This window comes from Arthrobacter zhangbolii, from assembly GCF_022869865.1.
In the GTDB taxonomy this organism is placed as follows: Bacteria; Actinomycetota; Actinomycetes; order Actinomycetales; family Micrococcaceae; genus Arthrobacter_B; species Arthrobacter_B zhangbolii.
This window is the reverse complement of the sequence record NZ_CP094984.1, coordinates 1257219-1275993: the sequence shown is the minus strand read 5'-3', so window position 1 is coordinate 1275993 and position 18775 is coordinate 1257219. Positions and strand designations below refer to the sequence as shown.

The 18775-nt window shown below is 67.6% G+C and carries 18 protein-coding genes; 2 read left to right on the top strand and 16 right to left on the bottom strand.

Going from position 1 to position 18775, the window contains the following annotated elements; all coding sequences use genetic code 11:
- Positions 1 to 74: 74 nt before the first annotated feature.
- A complete protein-coding gene (locus tag MUK71_RS05910; RefSeq protein WP_227928994.1) occupies positions 75 to 1268 on the top strand; it encodes a DUF4439 domain-containing protein in 1194 nt (397 codons plus the stop codon).
- Positions 1269 to 1298: 30 nt separating this feature from the next.
- Positions 1299 to 2288 carry an aminoglycoside phosphotransferase family protein gene (locus tag MUK71_RS05905; protein WP_227928993.1) on the top strand — a complete coding sequence of 330 codons (990 nt, stop codon included), beginning with the start codon at positions 1299 to 1301 and terminating at the stop codon, positions 2286 to 2288.
- A gap of 44 nt (positions 2289 to 2332) precedes the next feature.
- Here the strand turns inward: MUK71_RS05905 and MUK71_RS05900 are convergent, their stop codons facing one another.
- From MUK71_RS05900 to MUK71_RS05825, 16 genes are all read right to left on the bottom strand, one after another.
- Positions 2333 to 3130, bottom strand: coding sequence for a sulfite exporter TauE/SafE family protein (locus MUK71_RS05900; protein WP_227928992.1), 798 nt, complete (start codon positions 3128 to 3130; stop codon positions 2333 to 2335).
- 6 nt (positions 3131 to 3136) lie between these two features.
- Complete coding sequence (locus MUK71_RS05895) at positions 3137 to 4936, bottom strand: proline--tRNA ligase (protein WP_227928991.1); 1800 nt, start codon at positions 4934 to 4936, stop codon at positions 3137 to 3139.
- 157 nt (positions 4937 to 5093) lie between these two features.
- Positions 5094 to 5984, bottom strand: coding sequence for a GNAT family N-acetyltransferase (locus MUK71_RS05890; RefSeq protein ID WP_341482041.1), 891 nt, complete (start codon positions 5982 to 5984; stop codon positions 5094 to 5096).
- The gene (ispG, locus tag MUK71_RS05885; RefSeq protein ID WP_227904399.1) at positions 5959 to 7125 is read right to left on the bottom strand and encodes a flavodoxin-dependent (E)-4-hydroxy-3-methylbut-2-enyl-diphosphate synthase; all 1167 of its coding nucleotides are present in this window, start codon (positions 7123 to 7125) and stop codon (positions 5959 to 5961) included. Before ispG ends, MUK71_RS05890 begins: the two co-directional genes overlap by 26 nt.
- Positions 7126 to 7262: 137 nt before the next feature.
- A complete protein-coding gene (locus tag MUK71_RS05880) occupies positions 7263 to 7553 on the bottom strand; it encodes a YciI family protein (protein WP_227904398.1) in 291 nt (96 codons plus the stop codon).
- Positions 7554 to 7589: 36 nt separating this feature from the next.
- The gene (locus MUK71_RS05875; RefSeq protein WP_227928990.1) at positions 7590 to 7949 is read right to left on the bottom strand and encodes a hypothetical protein; all 360 of its coding nucleotides are present in this window, start codon (positions 7947 to 7949) and stop codon (positions 7590 to 7592) included.
- Positions 7946 to 8608, bottom strand: coding sequence for a MarR family transcriptional regulator (locus MUK71_RS05870; RefSeq protein ID WP_227928989.1), 663 nt, complete (start codon positions 8606 to 8608; stop codon positions 7946 to 7948). Before MUK71_RS05870 ends, MUK71_RS05875 begins: the two co-directional genes overlap by 4 nt.
- Positions 8609 to 9116: 508 nt before the next feature.
- Positions 9117 to 10466, bottom strand: a complete 1350-nt coding sequence (locus tag MUK71_RS05865; RefSeq protein ID WP_227928988.1) for a M50 family metallopeptidase — start codon at positions 10464 to 10466, stop codon at positions 9117 to 9119.
- A 60-nt stretch (positions 10467 to 10526) separates the two neighbouring features.
- Positions 10527 to 11807, bottom strand: a complete 1281-nt coding sequence (gene dxr / locus MUK71_RS05860) for a 1-deoxy-D-xylulose-5-phosphate reductoisomerase (RefSeq protein ID WP_227904394.1) — start codon at positions 11805 to 11807, stop codon at positions 10527 to 10529.
- Positions 11808 to 11887: 80 nt separating this feature from the next.
- Positions 11888 to 12565 carry an NAD(P)H-binding protein gene (locus MUK71_RS05855; protein WP_227928987.1) on the bottom strand — a complete coding sequence of 226 codons (678 nt, stop codon included), beginning with the start codon at positions 12563 to 12565 and terminating at the stop codon, positions 11888 to 11890.
- A 51-nt stretch (positions 12566 to 12616) separates the two neighbouring features.
- Complete coding sequence (locus MUK71_RS05850; RefSeq protein WP_227904392.1) at positions 12617 to 13429, bottom strand: HpcH/HpaI aldolase/citrate lyase family protein; 813 nt, start codon at positions 13427 to 13429, stop codon at positions 12617 to 12619.
- Positions 13430 to 13505: 76 nt separating this feature from the next.
- Positions 13506 to 14054 (bottom strand): MaoC family dehydratase, encoded by a 549-nt coding sequence (locus MUK71_RS05845; RefSeq protein WP_227928986.1) that lies wholly within the window; start codon positions 14052 to 14054, stop codon positions 13506 to 13508.
- A complete protein-coding gene (locus MUK71_RS05840) occupies positions 14044 to 14685 on the bottom strand; it encodes a CoA transferase subunit B (protein ID WP_227928985.1) in 642 nt (213 codons plus the stop codon). The genes MUK71_RS05845 and MUK71_RS05840 overlap by 11 nt, the downstream gene beginning before the upstream one ends.
- A gap of 1 nt (position 14686) precedes the next feature.
- Positions 14687 to 15454 (bottom strand): CoA transferase subunit A, encoded by a 768-nt coding sequence (locus tag MUK71_RS05835; protein ID WP_227928984.1) that lies wholly within the window; start codon positions 15452 to 15454, stop codon positions 14687 to 14689.
- Positions 15455 to 15482: 28 nt separating this feature from the next.
- Entirely contained in the window at positions 15483 to 16646 is a 1164-nt protein-coding gene (locus tag MUK71_RS05830; RefSeq protein WP_227904388.1) for an acyl-CoA dehydrogenase family protein, read from the bottom strand.
- Positions 16633 to 18774, bottom strand: a complete 2142-nt coding sequence (locus MUK71_RS05825; RefSeq protein ID WP_227928983.1) for an ATP-binding protein — start codon at positions 18772 to 18774, stop codon at positions 16633 to 16635. The genes MUK71_RS05830 and MUK71_RS05825 overlap by 14 nt, the downstream gene beginning before the upstream one ends.
- Position 18775 lies beyond the last annotated feature (1 nt).

Here is an 18775-nt window from a genome sequence, read left to right as displayed (position 1 = left end):
CTAGACTACCGACTTTCCGCGACCGGTTAGGCATCGATGCAGACCGGAGCGGCTTCGTGACATCATCAGGTGTTGTGAAAAAGCCTGCCGAACGCCCCGTGAACCAGCCGGGGCACACCCGTACCCGGTCCCGGGCGGGTGCCGTCCTGGCCCGCGCTGTGTTGTTTATCGCATTGACGGCCGTGATCCTCAGCTTCGGCATGGTGGCCGGGACCCCGGGCGCGCGGGATGCTCCCCGCACCTTCTCGGAGACCGCGCTCACCGAGGCCCGCGCCTCGGCCCGCAGCCTGGCCGCTGAAGCCCGGGTGCTGGCGGAGGGCGCGTCCGGCCGCACCGCGGCAGAGCTGGAAGGGCAGGTGAACGTACTGCGGGAACAGGCCGCTCTGCTGGCCGGTCCGGGCAGGGATACGGGCGGCGGACACCGGTCCAGTACCGAGGAACCCCTGTTTCCCTCCGGGGCCACCTCCGAACCGGCGGCGGGACGCCAGGCAGTGGATTCTCCGGACGCGGAAACACAGGCCGCCGAACGCTATCTCCGTCAGCTCGCAGCGTCGGCCCGGACCAGCCTGCATTCGGCCTGGCGGGCCGATGCCGGCACCGCACGCCTGCTTGCCTCCACCGGGGCAGCCCAGCAGGTCCTGGCTGAGCGGACGGCGGACCTATACGCCCTCGATGTCCCCGAGGCAGGCCCGGATGCCGGCCTCACCGGGACGTCCACCGCCCCGGCCGGCGCAGGGACTGCTGCTTCGAAGGCGTTGAACGGATCCGACAGTTCCGGGAAGGACTGTCCGGACCAGGCCGGGTCCGGCACCGTTGCGGCGGCACCGCAGAAGGTCGACGCCGCGGCAGCACTGAACGCGGTCATCGACGCGGAACTGGGCACCGCCTACGCCTATGAGGTGGCGCTGGCACAGGACCCGCAGGCGGGTGAATACGGCGCGGAATGGCGCCGGCTGGCCCAGGCCCATGAAGCGGGCGGGACGGCTGCGGTACCCTTCCTGGCCGATGTCTGCCTGCCCGTGGTCGCGCCGGTGGCAGCCTATCGCCTGGACGGGGATTTCCTGCAGGATCCCGCAGGTTCCCTGCCGCTGCTGGAAGAGCGTCTGCCCTCCGTCTACGCTGACCTGGTGGCGTTGTCCGAGGGCGCGCTGCGTGGCTGGGCCATCTCGCGGCTGGGCACTGTCTCCACGGACCTGTACCGTGATGCGGAAGCCGTTCCGGCCGCCCCGGGCCTGGCGGCAGTGCCCGATGATCTGCCGTGGAACTGATTTCCCGTCCCCAACTGCCAGGAGGCGCATATGGCACCGGCCGTCGTCGTACCTGATGCCCTGCGCCGGCGTTATCTCGGAAGCAGGGCCGGGCGCACGTGGCTTCAGGAGCTGCCGGACCGCGTAGAGGCGGGGCTGGCCGCCTTCCGGCTGGTGCCGGATCCAGCCGCCGGCGGGCAGGCGTGGCACGGGCACGGCGCCCTGGTGCTTCCCGTACTCTCCACGGCCGGCAGTCCGGCTGTCCTCAAACTCCCGTTTCCGCATCCGGAGGCGGCGACGGAGGCTGCTGCCCTGCAGCTGTGGAACGGCCGCGGCGCCGTCCGGCTGTTGGACCAGGACGCTGCGGGGACCTGCCTGGTGCTCGAACGCCTGAACCCGGAGCGGACGCTGCTGGATGTGGATCTGCCTGAGGCGGTGCGCATTTGGGGTTCGCTGGTGCGGGTGCTGAGCCTGCCGGAAACCGAGTCGCCGCAGTGGGCCGCCATTCCGTCACTGGCTGAACGGGCCGAGCAGCTGTCCGATGAACTGCCGGCCGACTGGGACGCCCTGGACCGGCCCTTTGAGCGCTGGCTGCTGGAGGCCGCCCTTGAGGTGTGCCAGACCCGCGGTGCCGTGGGCAGGCGCTCCGCCGCGGATGTGCTGGTGCATGCGGACCTGCACTACGCCAATGTGCTGGCCAGGCCGGGTGCCGGCGGGGATTATGCCGCCATTGACCCGCAGGCGGTGTTCGGCGAGCCGGAGTATGCGGTGGCGCCTATGTTGTGGAACCGTCTGCAGGATCTTGACCCGGAGGCGCCCGAAGATGCCCTGCTGGCGCGGTTGGAAGGGCTCTGTGCAGCCGCCGGACTGGACCGGAGTGCGGCGGTGGACTGGAGCATCCTGCGCGAGGTCGCCAACGCCCTCGAGTATGTCCGGCTCGGATTGAGGGCAGATGCCGCCCGTTCCGTGTGGGTGGCCTCGGCGTTATCCGGCCGCCGCCATCCGGGCCTTCCGGCGGTTCGGGACCTGCCGGCGCCGTAGGCGGGTCCGGCCGGGCTGTTGCCCGGCCGGACGGTAGACCGGGCTCACCCGCCGAAGTTCTCCACCCACACGTCGTGGCCGAGCTTGATGATCAGCGCGCCCACCACCATCAGGAAAACCACGCGGATGAACCTGCTGCCCTGCGTCACTGCCATGCGGGCGCCAATGTAGCCGCCCACCATGTTGGCCAGGCCAAGCACCAGTCCCAAGCCCCACAGCACGGAGCCGTGCGGCAGGAAAAATGCCAGCGCTCCGATGTTGGTGGCCATGTTGACGATCTTGGCCTTGGCGCTGGCTGCGAGGAAGTTGTAGCCCAGCAGGGCAACCATGGCAATGATCAGGAAGGAGCCGGTGCCCGGCCCGATCATGCCGTCGTAAAAGCCAATCACCAGCCCGATCCCGGCAGCCGTCGCATAGTGGCGGCGGCCGGAATGCCGGAGCTTCGTCAGTTCGCCCACGGTGGGCTTGGTCGCGGTGAAGATGGCTACGGCCACCAAAGCCGCCACAATGATCGGCTTGAAGACCGATGACGGCAGCGACGCCGCCACCACGGCGCCGCCCATGCTTCCGGCGAGGGCAACGCCGGCCATGGGCAGTGCTGTCCGCAGGTCCGGATGGGCGCGCCGGTAGAACGTCACCGCACTGGTGGTGGTGCCGAACACTGACCCCATTTTGTTTGTCGCCAGCGCCTGGACCGGACTGATGCCCGGTACCAGCAGCAGGGCCGGGAGCTGGATCAGCCCTCCCCCGCCTACTACGGCATCAACCCAGCCGGCGGCCAGGCCTGCCACCAGCACTAGCGCGATGGTGGCAAGCGTGACTTCCTCGAGACCGGAAACCACCCGAGGCTACTGCGCGGCGGCGCGGCGCACGTACTCCACCGCTTCGGCCACCGGCACGTTCTCGGCGACACCGGTGGCGCGGTCCTTGATCTCCACCACGCCGTCAGCCAGTCCGCGGCCAACCACCAGGATGGTCGGAACACCGATGAGCTCGGCATCACCGAACTTCACGCCCGGGGAGACCTTGGGACGGTCATCGTAGATAACCTCCAGCCCGGCGGCCTCCAGCGCTTCGGAGAGCTCCGCAGCGGCAGTGAAGATCTCCTCGCCGCGGCCGGTGGCCACCACGTGGACGTCCGCCGGAGCCACGGAACGGGGCCAGATAATGCCCTTCTCATCATGGTTGGACTCGGCCAGCGCGGCCACGGCACGGGTAACACCCACGCCGTAGGAGCCCATGGTGACGGTCACCAGCTTGCCGTTCTTGTCCAGGACCTTCAGGCCCAGGGCCTCGGCGTACTTGCGGCCGAGCTGGAAGATGTGACCCATCTCGATACCGCGGGCAGCTTCAAGGGCTCCGGATCCGTCCGGGGCTTCGTCGCCTTCGCGGACCTCCACGGCCTCGATGACGCCGTCCCAGGTGAAGTCGCGGCCGGCCACCAGGCCAATGACGTGCTTACCGGGCTGGTTGGCACCGGTGATCCAGCTGGTGCCGGAGACCACGCGCGGATCCACCAGGTAGAGCAGGCCCGTGGCGGACTCGGTGCCCAGCAGCCGCTCTTCCACAGACAGGCCCGGGCCGATGTAGCCCTTGACCAGGCCGGGGTGCTTCCTGATGTCTTCGTCGGTGGCTGCCTCGACGTCCAGCTCGCCGCCGATCTCCACGTGCGCGGCAATGTTCGCTTCGATGCGCTTGAGGTCCACTGCACGGTCACCGGGCACGCCGACGACGACGACGCGGCGTTCGCCGGTCGGCAGGGTCACGGCCAGGACCACGTTCTTGAGGGTGTCAGCAGCGGTCCACTCCCCCTCCGCGCGCGGGAAGCGGGCGTTGACGTCCGCCACGAGGGTCTCGATGGTGGGGGTGTCCGGGGTGTCCACCACCTTCGCTTCGGGCGCCCCGGCGTAATCGATGTCGGCCGGAACAACGGTGGTGACCGCTTCCACGTTGGCAGCATAACCGCCGGCGGAACGGACATACGTGTCCTCACCCACCGGGGTCGGGTGCAGGAATTCCTCGCTCTTGGATCCGCCCATGGCGCCGGAGACGGCGGAGACTACCACGATCTCCAGGCCCAGGCGCTCGAAAATGCGCAGGTAGGCGCCGCGGTGCGCCTGGTAGCTGGCTTCCAGGCCTTCGTCGTCAATGTCGAAGGAGTAGGAGTCCTTCATGATGAATTCGCGGCCGCGGAGCAGGCCGGCGCGGGGGCGCGCTTCGTCGCGGTACTTGTTCTGGATCTGGAACAGGGAGACGGGCAGGTCCTTGTAGGAGCTGTACAGGTCCTTGACCAGCAGCGCGAACATTTCCTCATGCGTGGGGGCCAGCAGGTAGTCGGCGCCCTTGCGGTCCTGCAGCCGGAACAGGTTGTCGCCGTATTCCGTCCACCGGTTGGTCGCTTCATAGGGTTCGCGCGGCAGCAGGGCCGGGAAGTGGACTTCCTGGGCGCCGATCGCTGCCATTTCCTCGCGGATGATGGTCTCGACCTTGCCCAGCACGCGCAGGCCCAGCGGGAGCCAGGAATAGATGCCCGGAGCAGCGCGGCGGATGTAGCCGGCCCGGACCAGGAGCCGGTGGCTGGCGACGTCGGCGTCGGCCGGGTCTTCGCGCAGGGTGCGCAGGAAAAGGGTGGAGAGTCGAAGGACCACGCGAGGAATCCGTTTCTGCAGCTGTACGGCTGCATCTTCAGGGGATGTATTCCCTACTAATCTAGCGCGTGCCGCTGCCGGGGCCGGACAGGTGAGGATAACGACACAGCGCCGGCCGGCTGCGGCGGACTTCAGGAACGGGCTTCAGAAACGGGGATCAGAAGAGGATGGTGGCGAACGTCCCGACCTGCTCAAACCCGACGGCCTCGTAGGTGGCGCGGGCGGGTGTGTTGTAGGAGTTCACGTAGAGGCTGGTGACCGGGGCTACGTCGAGGGCTGCGGACACCACTGCCGACATGTAGGAACGGCTCAGGCCCTGTCCGCGGTATTCGGGGTTCATCCAGACGCCCTGCACCTGCACTGCCTGGCTGGATACCGTGCCCAGTTCGGCTTTGAAAACCACGTGCCCGGCGGCGTCGAGGTCCAGCAGGGACTGGCTGCGCTCGATAAGGCCTTTCACCCGCTGGCGGTAGTGCCTGTCCCCGTTCGAGACCGGCGAGTAGCCCACTTCTTCCTCGAACATGGCCGTGCAGGCGGGAAGCAGGACGTCGAGTTCGGCGGGGCGGGCCGGACGCAGGCCCGGGGCCGGCGGAATATCGGAGGCCCTGGTCATCTGCAGCAGCGGCTGGTCCGGACGCACGTCAAAGGGCTCTGCGGAGGAATGCCGCAGCTCGGACCAGATCGAGAGGACGGCCTCGGCGGGACCGAAGATGGATGAGAAGCGGTTCCTCGACCGGGCAAGGTAGCGTCCTACTTCGGGTCCGGTCTCGGCATCCAGGCCCACAGGCACCACATTGACGCCGAACCAGCAGGCACCGATCAGGGTGCCGGCGTCGAACACGCCGACAACCTTCCCGCCGGCAGCCGTGGGTGCTGCGGTTCGGGCGGTCTCCAAATGGGAGAGCATAAAAATATTGGCCACCGGGTCGGCGGCGGCCAGGTCCCACAGCGCAACGGTGTCTTCGTCGCGCAGGATCCGCAGCGCCGCACTGGAGGCGGCGCTGCGGATATCGCTCGTCGGCTTAGCTGACGGTAACCATGGGGCCACCCGTCCCAGCATCCTCACCTTCGGTTTCCCCCATCTCTTCCGCGATCCTCATCGCTTCTTCGATAAGGGTTTCCACAATCTGGTCTTCGGGGACGGTCTTGATGACCTCGCCCTTGACGAAAATCTGTCCCTTGCCGTTACCGGAGGCTACACCCAGATCGGCTTCGCGTGCCTCACCCGGTCCGTTTACTACGCAGCCCATCACGGCGACGCGCAGCGGGATGGTCATCCCTTCGAGGCCGGCGGTGACCTCTTCGGCGAGGGTGTACACGTCCACCTGGGCACGGCCGCAGGAGGGGCAGGACACGATTTCCAGCTTGCGGGGGCGCAGGTTCAGCGACTGCAGAATCTGGTTGCCCACCTTGATCTCCTCCACCGGCGGAGCGGAGAGGGACACGCGGATGGTGTCCCCGATGCCCTTGGAGAGCAGTGCGCCAAAAGCGGTGGCGGATTTGATGGTGCCCTGGAAGGCGGGGCCGGCTTCCGTGACGCCCAGGTGCAGGGGCCAGTCGCCGCGTTCAGCGAGCAGCTCGTAGGCGCGGACCATGACCACCGGGTCATTGTGCTTGACCGAAATCTTGAAGTCGTGGAAGTCGTGTTCCTCGAACAGGGACGCTTCCCAGACGGCGGATTCCACCAGTGCCTCGGGCGTGGCCTTGCCGTACTTGGCCAGCAGGCGCGGGTCCAGCGAACCGGCGTTGACGCCGATGCGGATGGACACGCCTGCATCCTTGGCCTCTTTGGCGATCTGCTTGACCTGGTCATCGAACTTGCGGATATTGCCCGGGTTCACGCGGACACCGGCGCAGCCGGCTTCGATCGCCGCATAAACGTACTTCGGCTGGAAGTGGATATCCGCAATGACCGGAATCTGCGACTTCTTCGCGATGATCGGCAGCGCGGCGGCGTCGTCGGCGCTCGGGCAGGCCACCCGGACAATGTCGCAGCCGGATGCCGTGAGTTCGGCAATCTGCTGCAGCGTGGCGTTGATGTCCGTGGTGGGGGTGGTGGTCATGGACTGGACGCTGATGGGCGAGTCCGAGCCAACTCCTACCGATCCCACTTTGATCTGACGGGTTTTGCGTCGCGGCGCGAGAGTGGGCGGCGGTGCAGCTGGCATTCCAAGGTTGACCGAGGTCAAAACGTCCTCCATGTGCCGAAACGGCAGGTATTTGGCTGTGAAACGCGCGTTGAAAAACGCGCCCTTCCTATTATCACCCCGGCCCGGACCGGGACGGCGGTGCAGGGGCGAATATCACTCAGGGCTTAGCGGCCCGGTTAGGCGTGATCGGCAAAGGCGCCGATCGCCGGCTTCCACGCGGTGGTCTTCATGCCGGAAATGGCTCCCACGCTGGCAAACGGATCTTCCTTCAGCAGCTCATGCAGGCCTGCTTCATCTGCAGCTGCCACCAGCAGCAGCGCACCGGCGCCGTCTTCGAAAGCGCCGGCGGAGAGTACGCGGCCTTCGTCTGCCAGCCGCTGCAGCCACTCACGGTGGGCGGGACGGTGCTCGTTCCGCAGTTCGGAGGAATCGGCGTCGTAGACATACTCAACTGCAAAAATACTCATAGCCACAAGCCTAAGGGATGCCCGGGCCGGTGCCGGTCAGGCGGCCTGCAGCAGAAAGAGCCGGACGGGCACTGCTACAGCCGCAGCCCAGAGCATGGAGGTCAGTGTGCCGATAATGAAGCGCTCCGCCGCGGCGGGGGTTTCCTTCAGCTCCGCATAGCGCCCCAGGCCCTTGACCGCCACGACGTAGGCGATGGCCACCGGTTCGTCGGCCAGGACGGCAGCGGCTACGGCCAGCCGTTCCAGCATGCCGATGGCCAGCCCGCCGCGAAGGACGGCGGGGGGCGGGGGCGGCGGGTTACCGACGTCGCGGGCAAGCCGGAGCACGCCGGCAGTCACCGGCCAGCCGAGCGCTGCTGCGGCCAGCAGTGCGAGTACCACCCACAGGAAAGTCACTGCCTGTCCACCTTCGTATCCGTTCCGTCTCCTGTCGGCCCCGCGGCCGAACTCTCAGCAGGGGCTGCAGCGAGCTCCTCCGCGCGCTGCAGGAGGACGGCGGCAGCCGGCCGGGCGGCCCATTCTTCCTGCCAGCCGGAGCGCGCTACCGCCTTGCTCACCGCCTGGGAGCTGATGCCGAGCATACGGGCGGCCGCGGTCTGAGCTCCCCATTTGCCGGGCTCGACGTGTTGCAGGATCCGCCATTCAGCCTCGGTGCGCCCGGTTACCAGCCTGCCCAGGAGAACCAGCACCGCTTCCGCCTCCGGAGCGCCGGGCGAACCTTCCACCGCGACCGCTGGCCGGTCCCCCGTTTTCTTGGCCCGGTCGACGGCGCGCCGGGCGGCAACCAAGGCCGGGCCACCCGCCTCACGGGGACTGTGCGGCAAGGGTTCGTGGACCGCGCCCACGCCGATTCCCACGTACCAGTTCCCGTACCGCAGGACCTGCAGTGTGGCGTCGACGGCGGTTTCAGCGCTGCCGCATATACCTTGGATCTCATCTCCCACCGACCGCTCGAAACCCAGCACCATGGGCAGGTCCGCCAAGGCAGCCAAAAGATCCGGGACGCGGTCTCCGCTTCCCTGGCTGTTGCGCTGATCAATCGTGAGGACAAACATTTTGCAACCGTAAGCGTATGTAATTCAAATTGCAACCTCTTACGGGTTCATTCGCTATTGAACCATAGGCTGTGCATCGGGGGACGGACCCGGCGGCGGAAGGCGGACACAGCTTCCCACGCAGTGGGGCTGCTGTGGCCCTTGAGTTCCCGCTCGTGCTCTCCAGCCCCAGTCAGTGGGACGCTGTGCGCCAAGGTCGATCCCTGCAGACGGGGACTACCCTGTGGGTACTCCCTGCCCGGCCAGGCATGCCAGGGGCCGGTCCGGTTCCCGGCAGGACGCCAGCACGGCGCTCGGCCGGATCTGTACGCTTTCGGGTCGGTCCCACCCGTACCCGGGCCGGCATAGCACGACGGCAGCGAACACCACCGCTATCAGCAGGCCCACAGGACCGCGCAGGCACCCGGGTTAGGCGGCTTTAATATCCCGGCGAACTCTGCGAGCAAGGGATTTCGTTGCCGCCGTTCCGGGCACCGAAGCGGACGGGGCCGAAAAGCGGCCAACGCACCTAGTTGAACAGGCTCACCGGCTTCACAATGTCCGCATAGATCAGCAGTGCCCCCATACCCATCAGGAGCACGGCCACGGCGTAGGTCACGGGCAGCATCCTGGCCATATCGAATGGCCCCGGATCCTGCCGGTGGAAAAGCTTGGCGACACGCCGGCGCAGGCCTTCCCAGAGCGCTCCCGCTACGTGGCCGCCGTCCAGGGGCAGCAGCGGAATCAGGTTGAACACAAACAGCGCCAGGTTCACGCTGCCCACCAGCCCGATCAGTGTCGCCACCCGGGATTCCACCGGAATGACGTCCTGCGAGGAGATTTCGCCGGCGATGCGTCCAACGCCCACCACGCTCATGGGTCCGTTCGGGTCCCGTTCCTCCGAGGAGAAGGCGGCCTGCGCCACATCCACCAGCCGCTGCGGAAGGTTGATCACCACGCCGCCGATGTTGACCAGGTTCTCCCCCACCGCCGGCAGCACTGCGCTGGCAGGCTGGTTTACAAGTGCCTGTTCAGCACCCACGCCGATGAACCCGACCTCCTGCGTGAGGTACTTGCCGTCCTCGTCCGTCTGCGCGGTGCCGTCCTCGCCCACCACCGGCCGCTCCGTGAGCAGCGGGGTAATGCTGGTCTGCCGTTCCTCACCGTCGCGGACGTAGGTGAGCGGGACGCTCCGCCCGGCGGCGTCACGGATCCAGGATGAGAGTTCATCCCAGGACGTGACTTCCCTGCCGTCGAACACCGTGATGGTGTCCCCCGGGAGGAGGCCGGCCTCGTAAGCCGGGGCTGCAGGGTCCTCGGCCGTGCACTCGGTCTGCCCGGTGGCGGCCTGCTGCTCGGCGGAAATCACGCACTGGTTCACGGAGGCCAGGGTGGTGGTGGTCTGCGCGGTGCCGAAGCCCATCAGCAGCACCGCAAAGAGCACGACGCCGATCAGCAGGTTCATCAGCGGCCCGCCAAGCATAATGATGATGCGTTTGTAGATCGGCAGTTTGTAGAAGACCCGGTTCTCATCGCCTTCCACCAGCCGGTCCGTTTCGGCCTGGCGTGCCTCGGTGGCCAGCTGCTGGAACATTCCGGTGCTGGATTTACGCACGGTGCCGTCCTCGGCGGCTTCCTTGTTGGGCGGGAACATCCCGACCATGGAGACGTAGCCGCCCAGCGGCAGTGCCTTGACGCCGTATTCGGTTTCTCCCCGGGTGCGGGAGAAAACGGTGGGCCCGAAGCCGATCATGTACTGCGTAACGCGCACCTTGAAGGCCTTGGCCGGCAGCAGGTGTCCTACCTCGTGCAGGGCGATGGACACGGCGATGCCCACCGCCACGAAGAGTACGCCGAGGATGAAAAGCAGAATGGTCAACGGGCTTCCTTCATTTGAACTGCACCTGGTTCCAACGCGTGCCGGGAGGTCGCAGGGTCGCTATCTTCCACAACGCGCCCGTGCAGCGCCGCGTGCCCACGTCTCCGCTGCCAGCAGCGACTCCAGGGTAAGCGGCCCGGAGTCCGGGGACTCTTCCAGCACGGCGGCGATCGTATCAACTATGTCTGTGAATCCGATGAGTCCGTCGTGGAAAGCGTCCACGGCTTCCTCGTTCGCCGCGTTGTAGACCGCCATGCCGGTTCCGCCCGCTGCGGCGGCGCGTTTGGCCAGGGCGACGGCGGGGAATGCTTCCTCGTCCAGCGGCTCGAACGTCCACTGAGCGGCTTTGGTCCAGTCACACGGCGTGGCAGCGCCGGGCACGCGGTGCGGCCAGCCCATGCCCAGGGCAATCGGCAGCCGCATATCCGGCGGGGATGCCTGGGCAAGGGTGGATCCGTCCACGAACTGGACCATGGAGTGCACTATCGACTGCGGATGGACCACAACGTCGATCCGTTCCAGCGGGATGTCGAAGAGCAGATGCGCTTCGATAACCTCGAGTGCCTTGTTCACCATGGTGGCCGAGTTGGTGGTCACCATCCGGCCCATTTTCCAGGTGGGATGGGCCAACGCCTGTTCCGGGGTGACATGGGCCAGGTCGCTGCGCTTCAGTCCCCGGAAGGGTCCGCCCGACGCCGTGACCACCAGCCGGTCCACCTCCGCATAGGTGCCCGAGCGAAGCGCCTGGGCGAGGGCTGAATGCTCGGAGTCCACCGGGACAAGCTGCCCGGGAGCCGCCGCCCGCTTCACCAGCTCACCGCCCACAATCAGGGACTCCTTATTGGCCAGGGCCAGCAGGTGGCCCGCGGCCAGGGCAGCCAGCGTCGGCTCCAGGCCGATGGAGCCGGTGATGCCGTTCAGGACGACGTCGGCTGCGGGCCAGGCGGCAACAGCGGTGGCCGCGGACCCGCCGACAAAAAGGTCCGGGTCATAGCCGGTGACGCCGGCGGCTGCAGCGGCCTCGCCGATATGCCGGCGCAGCGTGGGCAGGTCGACGGCGGCGCAGCCGACGGCTTCGGCCCGGGTATGTACGGCCTGGCGGGCCAGCAGGTCCAGGTTGGATCCGCCGGCGGCCAGGGCCACAATGCGGAACCGCTCCGGTGCACCGTCTGCGACGTCGATGGCCTGCGTGCCGATGGAGCCGGTGGACCCGAGCAGCACCACCCGCCGGGGAGCTCCGCCGTCCGGCGCCGGCCGGTGGTCAAGCACGTAGTCATAGGCCGTGCTGGCCGGTGCCGGGCTGGATGTGGTGCTGGATGCGGTGCTGGGCGTCTGCTGCATGCTTCCAGTATCCCCCAGCGGGCCGGCTGGGGCGGGATACCGGGTCCCGGGCCGCCGAGCCGCTTGCCGGGGCCCTTTCCCTATCTGCCGGGCTGCAGTGCCTGCACGGCGTCAGGGATGGGAGTGGTGCCGGTGACCAGGCCCAGTGCCTGGTGGACGCCGGCACCGGTGCGCAGCAGTTCCGCCAGGACCGCGGCGACGTCGTGGCGCGGGATCGATGCGTACGGCACCTCCGGTGCCAGCTCTACCAGCCCCTCCCCTGCGTCATTGGTGAGAATGCCGGGGCGCACAATGGTCCAGTCGAGCTGGCTGCGTGCCATCAGGTCTTCCTCGGCGGCCAGCTTGGCCACCAGATACGCATACATCACCTCGTCCAGCTCCTCCCGGCGCCTGCCGTCCCGGACGGCATCGAGTCCGGCGGAGGACACCTGAAGGAAACGGCCGGCACCGGCCTGCTCCGCGGCTTCAGCCAGCAGCACGGCAGCTGCACGGTCCACACTGTCCTTGCGGGCGGCGCCGCTGCCGGGGCCCGCCCCGGCGGCAAACACTGCGGCGTCAGCACCGGTCAGCACCTGCACCAGGTCTTCCAGGGTGCTGTTTTCCAGATCCAGGATAACCGGGGCAACGTGGTCGTGTTCCAGGTCAGCTGCCTGCTCCGGATTGCGGATCAGGCCGGCAACATCGTGGCCGTCTGCGGCCAGCAGGCGGCCCAGTTCGCGGGCGATCCTTCCGTGGGCTCCGGCTATGACTATGCGCATGACAACTCAACGGCTCCCGTCCGCGGATGATTCCCTACGCCCGGCGGCGCGCTATGGGCGGGCACGGCGCAGTGTCTGCTCGGCCTGCTTCAGCAGCGGCCCGTCGATCATGTTCCCGCGGAAGTTAAAGACTCCTCCGTGGTTTTTGGCTTCGGCGAGGACCTGTTCGGCGTAGGTCACGTCCGCGGGGTCCGGAGCATAGGCGGCTCGTACTGCCGCGACCTGTCCCGGGTGGATGCAGGCCTTGGCAGCGAAGCCCGAGGCGACGGCGTCCCTGGCCTCCAGTTCCAGCCCTTCCACGTCCGGGATGTTTCCGTAGATCGAGTCAATGGCACCCTTACCGAAGGCCCCGGCGGCCAGCAGCACGGTGGACCGGGCCTGGACGGCAACGCTGCGGTAGGACCCGTCCTCCCGGCGGCTGGACTCCCCGCCGAGGGAGGCCAGCAAATCCTCCGCACCCCACATCAGCGCCGCCACGTTCTCCGCGGCAGCGATCTCAGCCGCCCGCACAACGCCGAGGGCGGTTTCCAGCAGTGCCACCACGGTGAAGCCTGCGAGCGCCTCGGCCACGGCAGCGGCGTCCTCTGCCTTGGCCAGCATGACGGTGCGGTACGGGGTTTCCTGCAGGACGGCAAGGTCCTTGGCGAAGTCCTCGGTACCCAGCGGGTTGACCCTCACGATGGTGGTTGCCGGGTTCAGGTCCGCAGCCAGCAGGTTCTTCCGGGCGGCGTCCTTGTCCCGCGGCGCCACGGCGTCCTCCAGGTCCACGATGACGGCGTCGGCCCGCTCGGCGGCTTTGCCGAAACGTTCCGGGCGGTCCCCCGGGCAGAAAAGCAGTGCGGGTCCCATGGGGAAGGTCGTCATTGGCTGAACTCCTTGATACTCCGGTTACCGGTTTCTTCCACAGCAGTTACTCCTGTCACGGCTGTGCTTTTACAACCTATCGCGGTCCGGCGGCCTGTTCCTGCGCGGCAAAACCCTCGGAGGTCCACATCAGTGCCGTTCGGCGGAAGGTTGCCACCACCTCACCGTCCTGGTTCCGCCCGGTGTGCTCGAACTCCGCGATCCCCTGCCCGGGCCGGGAGGCGGAAAGCCGGGTACCGGCCACGAGGGTTTCGCCGTACAAGGTGTCGCCGTGGAACAGCGGATGCGGGAACCTGATGTCCGTCATGCCCAGCTGGGCCACCAGGGTGCCCTGGGTCAGCTGGCCCACGGACTGTCCCACAATGGTGGAGAGCGTCAGCATGGAGTTCACCAGCCGCTGCCCAAACGGCGCCGTGGCACTGAAGGCGGCGTCCAGGTGCAGGCCTTGGGTGTTCATGGTCAGCGTGGTGAACAGGACGTTGTCCGCCTCGGTGACTGTGCGGCCCGGCCGGTGCTGATAGACCGTACCCGCCTCGAGTTCGTCCAGGAACAGCCCCCGCTGGATGACCACCTTCGGCTGGGTCCCGGGGCCGCTGCCGTTCCGGGCGGTCTGCTCAGAGGCCATGACTGACCTCCAGCGGCGCTCCGGTGGCGGCCAGCACGTCCTGAACGCTGACGCCCGGGGCGGTCTCGCGCAGGACCAGCCCTTCCGGCCCCACCTCGATGACGGCCAGGTCCGTGACGATCAGGTCAACGCACCCCTTCCCGGTCAGGGGCAGGGAGCACTCGGACACGATCTTGGGCCGGCCGGACCGGTCCACGTGTTCCATCATCACGATCACCCGCTTGGCGCCGAAGACCAGGTCCATGGCCCCGCCCATGCCCTTGACCATCTTGCCCGGAACCATCCAGTTGGCCAGGTCCCCGTTGGCGGCCACTTCCATGGCTCCGAGCACAGCCACATCCACGTGGCCGCCGCGCACCATGCCGAAGGAGGCACCCGAATCGAAGAAGGAGGCACCGCGGTTGACGGTGACTGTTTCCTTGCCGGCGTTGATCAGGTCCGGGTCCAGGGCCTCCTCGGAGGGATAGGGGCCGACGCCGAGGATGCCGTTTTCGGAGTGCAGCACCACCTCGACGCCGTCGGGGATGTAGTTGGGGATCAGGGTGGGCATGCCGATTCCCAGGTTGACGTATTCGCCGTCGTGCAGCTCCCGCGCCACCCGGGCGGCCAGTTCATGCCTGCTCAGTGCCATCTCAGGCCTCCTTGTTGTTCGGGGTGCTCACGGTGCGCTTCTCAATGCGCTTCTCCACGTCCGGGGCCAGCACCACGCGCTGGACAAAGATTCCCGGGACGTGAACGTGCTCCGGATCCAGCTCTCCGGGTTCCACCAGTTCCTCCACCTCGGCAATGGTGATCCGGCCTGCGGTGGCGCAGAGCGGGTTGAAGTTCATGGCCGTGGCGTGGAAGACCAGGTTCCCGTGCCGGTCCCCCTTGGCGGCATGCACCAGGGCGAAGTCCGGGGTCAGGGATTCCTCCAGCACATAGTCCGCCCCGTTGAAGCTGCGCACCTCCTTTGGTTCCGAGGCGAGCGTCACGAGGCCCTCGGCGTCGTACTTCTGCGGCAGGCCGCCTTCGGAAACCTGCGTACCCACTCCGGCGGGCGTATAGAACGCCGGGATACCCGCACCACCGGCGCGCAGCTTCTCCGCCAGCGTGCCCTGGGGCGTGAGGACCACTTCAAGCTCCCCGGAGAGGAACTGACGGGCGAACTCCTTGTTCTCCCCCACGTAGGAACTGACGGTACGGCGGATGCGGTGGTCTGCGAGCAGCCGGCCCAGGCCCCAGTCATCCACGCCGCAGTTGTTGCTCACGGTCTCCAGGTCCGTGGTGCCCTGGAGGTGCAGTGCGTCGATCAGCGCCACCGGGATGCCGCACAGGCCGAAGCCGCCCACGGCGAGGGAAGCCCCGTCGGGAATGTCCGCCACGGCTGCTGCCGCGCTTGGGTACACCTTGTCGATCATGCCCTGTTCCCTTCCTTGTTCCTCATCCTCACAGGCCCATACTGCGGGCAATCAGCATCAGCTGCACCTCAGTAGTTCCTTCGCCGATTTCCAGGATCTTCGAATCCCGGTAATGCCGGGCCACCGGGAAGTCATTCATAAAGCCGTAGCCGCCGAAAATCTGGGTGGCATCGCGGGCATTGTCCATGGCCGCTTCGCCGGCGATCATCTTCGCCATGGCGGCCTGGGTCTTGAACGGCTTGCCGGCCAGCATCCGGGCGGCGGCGTCATAGTAGGCCAGCCGGGCAGTGTGGGCACGGGACTGCATCCGGGCGATCTTGAAGGAGATGGACTGATAGGTGCCGATGGGCGCCCCGAAAGCGGAGCGTTCCTTGGCGTATTTCAGGGATTCCTCAACGCAGCCCTGGGCGGCGCCGGTGGCCAGCGCGGCAATGGCAATGCGGCCTTCATCGAGGATCTGCAGGAAATTGGCGAACCCGCGGCCCGGAGCTCCGAGCAGGTTCGCTTCGGGGACCCGGACGTCGGTGAGGGTCAGCGGGTGGGTGTCCGAGGCATTCCAGCCCACCTTGTTGTACGGCTTTTCAGCGGTGAAGCCGGGGGTGTCGGTGGGCACCAGGATGGTGGAGATCTTTTTCCGGAAGGTACCGTCCGCTTCCGTCACCGTATCCGTGACGGCGGTGACGGTGACCAGCCGGGTGATGTCGGTGCCGGAGTTGGTAATGAACTCCTTGCTGCCGTTGATTACCCATTCACCGTTCTCCAGCCGGGCCGTGGTTTTGGTCCCCCCTGCGTCGGACCCGGCTTCACGTTCGGTCAGGCCGAAGCCGGCGAGGGCCTCTCCGCTGGCCAGCAGGGGCAGCCACTGCTGCTTCTGCTCCTCGTTGCCGAAGCGGTAGATGGGCATCGCGCCGAGCGACACTCCGGCTTCCAGGGTGATGGCAACCGACTGGTCCACCCGGGCAATCTGCTCCAGCGCGAGCGCCAGAGCGAAGTAGTCGCCGTCCATGCCGCCGTACTCCTCCGGGAAGGGAAGCCCGAACAGGCCCATCTCGCCCATCTGGGCCACCACCTTGTAGGGGAAGCTGTGCTCGGCGTCGTGCTGGGCGGAGACGGGAGCTATGACCTCATCGGCGAAATCACGCACCGTGTCGGAAAGGTCCTGGTATTCCTCGCTGAGTTCAAAGTCGGGCATTGTCTGCTCCTTCGGGGGTTACGGCCGTGGCAGGACCTGTACTGGGTTCGTCGCCGGCGGGAACCGGCTCGGGTGTGAGGGTGGCCAGGACCTGGTCCGCCTTGACCAGGTCCCCCGGAGCGAGGCTGATGCTGACAACCCCGTCCACCGGAGCGCGCAGCTGGTGTTCCATCTTCATGGCCTCCACGCTCAGCAGCGGGTCCCCGGCGCTCACCCGGGTGCCGTCTGCCACGGCGACGGCCACCACGGTGCCGGGCATCGGCGAGCGCACCACCGGGTCCGCTGTCCCGGCTTCCCGTCCTGCCTCCGCGAGCTGGCGGTCCAGTTGTTCGCGGCGCGAGCGAACCCGCAGGCGGACCGTGAACGGTCCGGTGTCTGCGTCGCCGGCAAGCCAGAGCGCCCCGGAGCCAGGTTCAGCCGCGACCGTGAAGGTGTGCTGCACACCGTCCAGGCTCAGCTGCACCCGGCTGCCCGGTGCGAGGGGATGGGAGGTCGGTGTCCCCGGCGCGTCCAGCAGCGCGGCGCTGCGTACCGGGCCGCCGGCGATCCGGAGGCGGGCCTGTGCCGCAGTTCCGGTGACGCCCACCTCCACGTCCGCGCCCTCCGGAGACGGTGCGGCGAAGGTCAGTGGAAGTTCGACCGCTCCACCCACCCGCCATCCGTCGGCCCGCTGCCACGGTGAGGCAGAGCCGGCCAGGGAGTGCAGGTGCAGCAGTGCGGCCGCCGCCAGTTCCGGGTCCTGCACAGCGCGGAAGCGGAGCCCGGGCAGGCGGCGCTGGATCAGCGTGGTGTCCAGCCGTCCGGCCCGCACGTCAGGGTCCGCCAGCAGCAGCCGCAGGTACTCCACATTGGTGCCGATGCCCAGGACGGCGGTGCCGGCCAGGGCCGTGTCCAGGCGCGCAAGCGCGGCGGCACGGTCCGGTCCCCAGGCGATGACCTTCGCCAGCATCGGGTCATAGCTGGAGGACACCGCCAGTCCGGGCAGCAGGGAGGAATCCACCCGGATGCCCTCGCCGGAGGGTTCGCTGAGCCACTGCACGGAGCCCGACGTCGGCAGGAAGTCCCGGGCCGGATCCTCTGCGTAGATGCGGGCCTCCACGGCGTGCCCGGTGAGGACCACGTCCTCCTGCTTCAGTGACAGTGGGCGCCCGGCGGCAATCCTGACCTGCTCCGCGACCAGGTCCACCCCGGTGACCATTTCCGTTACCGGGTGTTCCACCTGCAGCCGGGTGTTCATTTCCATAAAAAAGAACTCGTCCGGAGACGCGTCCGAGACCAGGAATTCCACGGTCCCGGCTCCGGTGTAGTCCACGGAACGGGCCGCGTCGCAGGCAGCCTGGCCGATGCGTTCCCGGGTGGCGGGATCCAGCAGCACCGAGGGAGCTTCCTCGATGACCTTCTGATGCCGGCGCTGCAGCGAGCATTCCCGCTCGCCCAGGTGGATAACGTTGCCGTGCGTATCCGCAAGGACCTGCACTTCGATGTGCCGGGGCGAGGAGACGAGGCGCTCCAGGAACAGGGTGTCGTCGCCGAAGGCGGAGGCGGCCACCCGGCGGGCGGTTTGCAGGGCCGCCGGCAGGTCTTCCGGATGCTCGACCGCCTGCATGCCCTTGCCTCCCCCGCCTGCGGAGGGTTTGATCAGAATCGGATATCCGACGTCGGCTGCGGCTGCCAGCAGCCGGGTGTCATCCAGGCCCGGCTCAGCGATGCCGGGGACCACCGGCACCCCGTGCGCCTGGACGTGGTTCTTGGCCCGGATCTTGTCCCCCATCAGGTCCAGGGAGTGGACTCCCGGGCCGATGAAGGTGATGCCGGCGTCCTCCAATGCCCGGGCAAAGTCGGCGTTTTCGCTGAGGAACCCGTAGCCGGGGTGCACGGCCTGCGCCCCGGTGCTGCGGCAGGCGGCCAGCACGGCGTCCACGGACAGGTAGCTTTGCCGTGCGGGCGCCGGGCCCAGCCGGACCGCCGTGTCTGCCTCTCGGACGTGGCGGGCACCGGCGTCGTCGTCGCTGTAGACCGCAACGGAGCGGATGCCCAGCTGCCGGAGGGTGTGGATCACGCGGCAGGCAATTTCGCCGCGGTTGGCTACCAGCACGGTGTCAAAGAGCGGATTCTCTAGAGGTCTCATG

Bases quoted from the DNA above. Each gene is read 5' to 3' on its own strand.
- MUK71_RS05905 (WP_227928993.1), top strand. From the start codon at position 1,299: ATGGCACCGGCCGTCGTCGTACCTGATGCCCTGCGCCGGCGTTATCTC.
- MUK71_RS05880 (WP_227904398.1), bottom strand. From the start codon at position 7,553: ATGAGTATTTTTGCAGTTGAGTATGTCTACGACGCCGATTCCTCCGAA.
- MUK71_RS05870 (WP_227928989.1), bottom strand. From the start codon at position 8,608: ATGTTTGTCCTCACGATTGATCAGCGCAACAGCCAGGGAAGCGGAGAC.
- dxr (WP_227904394.1), bottom strand. From the start codon at position 11,807: ATGCAGCAGACGCCCAGCACCGCATCCAGCACCACATCCAGCCCGGCA.
- MUK71_RS05855 (WP_227928987.1), bottom strand. From the start codon at position 12,565: ATGCGCATAGTCATAGCCGGAGCCCACGGAAGGATCGCCCGCGAACTG.
- MUK71_RS05850 (WP_227904392.1), bottom strand. From the start codon at position 13,429: ATGACGACCTTCCCCATGGGACCCGCACTGCTTTTCTGCCCGGGGGAC.
- MUK71_RS05845 (WP_227928986.1), bottom strand. From the start codon at position 14,054: ATGGCCTCTGAGCAGACCGCCCGGAACGGCAGCGGCCCCGGGACCCAG.
- MUK71_RS05840 (WP_227928985.1), bottom strand. From the start codon at position 14,685: ATGGCACTGAGCAGGCATGAACTGGCCGCCCGGGTGGCGCGGGAGCTG.
- MUK71_RS05835 (WP_227928984.1), bottom strand. From the start codon at position 15,454: ATGATCGACAAGGTGTACCCAAGCGCGGCAGCAGCCGTGGCGGACATT.
- MUK71_RS05830 (WP_227904388.1), bottom strand. From the start codon at position 16,646: ATGCCCGACTTTGAACTCAGCGAGGAATACCAGGACCTTTCCGACACG.
- MUK71_RS05825 (WP_227928983.1), bottom strand. From the start codon at position 18,774: ATGAGACCTCTAGAGAATCCGCTCTTTGACACCGTGCTGGTAGCCAAC.